Here is a 3,618-nt window from a genome sequence, read left to right on the forward strand (position 1 = left end):
TCCACGCCATCGCCGAGGGCTTCGCTCTTGCAAATCCAAACTAATCCCCGCCAAATCAGATGTGTGCGCACGCTAGCCCACAAGGGGGAGGGAACGCTGCCGCGCGCCTTACCTTCTCTCCCTTCGGCGCCGAAAGGCAGGCAATTTGCTAAGGTCAGCGCCAACGGAAAGTCTCCCTCCCCCTTGCGGGGAGGGGTTAGGGGTGGGGGTCCATCGTAGTGCGAAAGCCTCGGCTTTCCACCTGCGATAGCCCTGCCATAGGGACGGGGAGAAGGGCGCTCTGATCGCCGGTTTCGCCAGTCTTAAAGCCCCAGCTCAGCCCGCAATTCGTCGGCGCTGTTGATAATGATCGCACCGGGCGGCCCTTCCATAGGCGCCTCCGGCCAGAAGATCGTCTTCATCCCCGCCGCCAGCCCGGCCGTGGCGCCGGTCACGCTGTCTTCGACGGCCACGGCATCGGCCGGATCGACACCGGCCAGCCATGCGGCGCGCAGAAAAGGTTCGGCGTGCGGCTTGCCTTCGCGCACGTCGTTGCGGCTGATCGTCTTCATGCCGGGATAGAAAAGACCGACCATGCGCAGATTGGCGTCGACGACCAGCCGGTCGGAATTGGACACCACCGCTTGTGCTACGCCAAGCGCGCGCAGCTCGTTATAGATCTCGATCGCGCCGGGGCGCGGCTTCAGCGTCTCGGCCATCGGCAGATAGTGATCGTATTTGCGCACGATCCAGTCGTCGAAGGGCAGGTCGAGGCCGAACTCGTCGCGCAGCATTTCGTAGACCGGCCATGCAGCGATACCGAGCACCCGCTCATGCAGGTTGTTTGGTGCCGCGATGCCGACGCTGTGCAGCGCCGCAATCAGCGCCGCCTCGTGCAATGGCTCGCTGTCGACCAGCGTGCCGTCCATGTCCCAGAAAACCGCTTTCGGCGTCATGCGAGGCTCCTTTGTCCGAATCCCTTAGAGGGTTTGCGTCGGGAGATAAACCGCCGCGCCTGACTGCACCGAGATTGCGGGACTTCAAATTGCCGGAGTTCGAAAATTGCTTGGCTACAATTATTCACTCGAAACAGACAGGCACAGCGAGCGCTTGCCTAAGCAATTGCTCTGGCGATAGGCAATTGCGCACAAGCGCATTTGCCCGTAAAAGTAAGGCGCTCCGTCTCGATTGTCGGGGCAGGGAGGCAGCAAGTTGAATTCCCGGCAGGACAGCGGCAGCAACCGGCTGGACGACGCGGCGCGCGCCGGCTGGCTCTATTACGTCGCCGGCAACACGCAAGACCAGATCGCCTCGACGCTCGGCATCTCACGGCAGACGGCGCAGCGGCTGGTGTCGCTGGCGGTGTCCGAAGGGCTGATCAAGGTGCGTGTCGACCACCCGATCGCCAATTGCCTCGACCTCGCGGCCCGGCTGAAATCGCGCTTCGCGCTCGATCTGGTCGAAGTGGTGCCGAGCGATCCCGCTTCCTCCTCCACCATCGGCGTCGCCGTGGCGGCGGCTGCCGAGATCGAGAGACGGCTGCGGTCGCCGGTGCCGATCGTCATGGCGATCGGCACCGGTCGCACCCTGAAGGCGGCAATCGAGCAGCTGCCGCCGATGGAATGCCCGCAGCACAAGGTGGTGTCGTTGACCGGCAACATCTCGCCCGACGGTTCGGCCGCCTTCTACAATGTCATCTTCACCATGGCCGATAGGGTCAAGGCGCGCTCCTTTCCGATGCCGCTGCCGGTCATCGCCTCCTCGCCGGCGGAGCGCGAGATGCTGCTCAGCCAGCCGATGATCCAACCGACGCTGGCACTTGCCGCGGAAGCCGACGTCACCTTCGTCGGCATCGGCGATCTCGGCCCCAAGGCGCCGCTTTACGAGGACGGCTTCATTTCGGAGAGCGAATTGAAAGCGCTGCAGAAAGCCGGCGGCGTCGCTGAGATCGTCGGCTGGGTGTTCGATCGCGAAGGCCGGATGATCGAGGGCATCACCAATGACAGGGTGTCGTCGGCATCATTGCCGTCGCGCGAAAAATCGCTGGTGATCGCGCTCGCCATGGGCGAGCGGAAACTGCCGGGCATCCTTGCGGCTGTGAACCGGCGGCTGGTCAACGGCCTCATCACCGACGAGCGGACCGCCGCCGCCTTGCTGGCGGCCAGCTGATTTTGCGATAAATCCAGCAAGACTATTTGCGCCGGCCGCAAGGATCGTTGCCGTCGAGAAAACCCATGTCGCGCTGCAGATGCGGCGGCAATTCCCTAATGTCGAGATAGGCCCGTTTCCTGGCCACTTGCCGTGCCAATCCGCGCGCCAGCCGCAGACACCAGCCTCGGCCTGGCGTCAAAAATAGCTTGTCCTGTACAATGGTCATGATCGTCAGCCTTCGTTATCTCTGCGCATGACCCCGAAAATCGATATCGATTTTCGGAAAGGATCATGCGCAAAATCAAAAGTGCTACAGCGTCCTTTGCGCGTCCAATAAGGACGCGCGGCGCTGTAGACGAGAGTGAACGTCGACCTCAAATATCGGCTAGGTCGGGCCTTGCTGCCAATCAAACGTCGATCACGGCCCATAAGGAGGGCTTATGCCTGAACTCAACTCACGGCAGGTCTCCCAGCTCCCTCCGCTTCAGGCGATCCGGGTGTTCGAGGCGGTGGCTCGGCATCTTTCCTTCACCAAGGCCGCCGGCGAGCTTGGCATGACGCAGGCGGCGGCGAGCTATCAGATCAAGCTTCTGGAAGAGCGCGTCGGTGCGCCCTTATTCCTGCGCCGGCCAAGGCAGATCGTGCTGACCGAGGCGGGGCAACGCATGGCGCCTGCGGTCAGCGAGGCCTTCGCCCTATTGGGTGGAGCCTACGCCGCCGCGCGCAGCGGCGCGGACGGCGTACTTTGTGTCTCGACGCTGCTGACCTTTGCCTCGAACTGGCTGGCACAGCACCTCGGCTCGTTCCAGGTCGCGCATCCATCGCTGGCGGTGCGCCTCGATACATCGAACCGCGTCGTCGATTTTGCCCGCGAGGATATCGACATCGCCATCCGTTCGGGCGACGGAAACTGGCCGGGCGTGGAGGCGCACAAGCTTTTCAACGCGGACTTCACGCCGATGCTGAGCCCGAAACTCGCGGCGACCATCGGCGGGGTGAAGGAGCCGGCCGATCTGTTGCGCCTGCCGATCCTCGACCCTGGCGACATCTGGTGGCGGGACTGGTTTATCGCCGCCGGCCTGCCGGTCGAGGAACTGGCCAAGCGCCCCGGTTCCAGCATGGGTGCGCAGGCCTATGAGGCCAACGCCGCGATCGCCGGGCAGGGCGTGGCGATCGTGACGGCCGCTTTCTTCAAGGCCGAGCTTGCCGATGGCCGCCTGATCCAGCCCTTCGATCTGGTCGGCGACGACGGCCACGCCTATTGGCTGGTCTATCCCGAGGCGCGGCGCAAGGTGCCGAAGATCCGCGCTTTTCGCGAATGGATACTGGCCGAGATTGCCGGCGAATAGGTCGGCAATTTATCCGATCAAGCGGGCGCTGAAATCCCGACATTTCGCGCGCCGAGACCCATTCTAGAGCATCGGACGTTCAAGTGAGTCCATACCCTGCTGCTGTGAAGTAGTTTCTGCATTCAACTGGCGAGAACAG

Annotated in this window: 4 protein-coding genes; 2 read left to right on the top strand and 2 right to left on the bottom strand. The window is 63.1% G+C overall.

Features of this window, described 5'->3' with window-relative positions; all coding sequences use genetic code 11:
• Window positions 1-302: 302 nt before the first annotated feature.
• Window positions 303-935: an HAD family hydrolase gene (locus AC0L25_RS32210; RefSeq protein ID WP_473599149.1), complete on the bottom strand. Its 633-nt coding sequence runs from the start codon at window positions 933-935 to the stop codon at window positions 303-305.
• Window positions 936-1,191: 256 nt separating this feature from the next.
• Here AC0L25_RS32210 and AC0L25_RS32215 point away from each other — a divergent pair, with 256 nt between their 5' ends.
• A complete protein-coding gene (locus AC0L25_RS32215) occupies window positions 1,192-2,148 on the top strand; it encodes a sugar-binding transcriptional regulator (protein WP_473599150.1) in 957 nt (318 codons plus the stop codon).
• A gap of 22 nt (window positions 2,149-2,170) precedes the next feature.
• On the opposite strand, the gene AC0L25_RS32220 is transcribed toward AC0L25_RS32215, so the two are convergent.
• Complete coding sequence (locus AC0L25_RS32220) at window positions 2,171-2,356, bottom strand: hypothetical protein (protein ID WP_473599151.1); 186 nt, start codon at window positions 2,354-2,356, stop codon at window positions 2,171-2,173.
• A 214-nt stretch (window positions 2,357-2,570) separates the two neighbouring features.
• On the opposite strand from AC0L25_RS32220, the gene gcvA reads away from it, so the two are divergent.
• On the top strand, window positions 2,571-3,479 hold the full coding sequence (gene gcvA, locus AC0L25_RS32225; protein ID WP_473599152.1) for a transcriptional regulator GcvA: 909 nt from the start codon (window positions 2,571-2,573) through the stop codon (window positions 3,477-3,479).
• Window positions 3,480-3,618: the final 139 nt, after the last annotated feature.

The organism is Mesorhizobium sp. WSM4813 (genome assembly GCF_055811555.1).

Coding starts and splice junctions, on each gene's coding strand:
- gcvA (WP_473599152.1), top strand. CDS start 2,571: ATGCCTGAACTCAACTCACGGCAGGTCTCCCAGCTCCCTCCGCTTCAG.
- AC0L25_RS32210 (WP_473599149.1), bottom strand. CDS start 935: ATGACGCCGAAAGCGGTTTTCTGGGACATGGACGGCACGCTGGTCGAC.
- AC0L25_RS32220 (WP_473599151.1), bottom strand. CDS start 2,356: ATGACCATTGTACAGGACAAGCTATTTTTGACGCCAGGCCGAGGCTGG.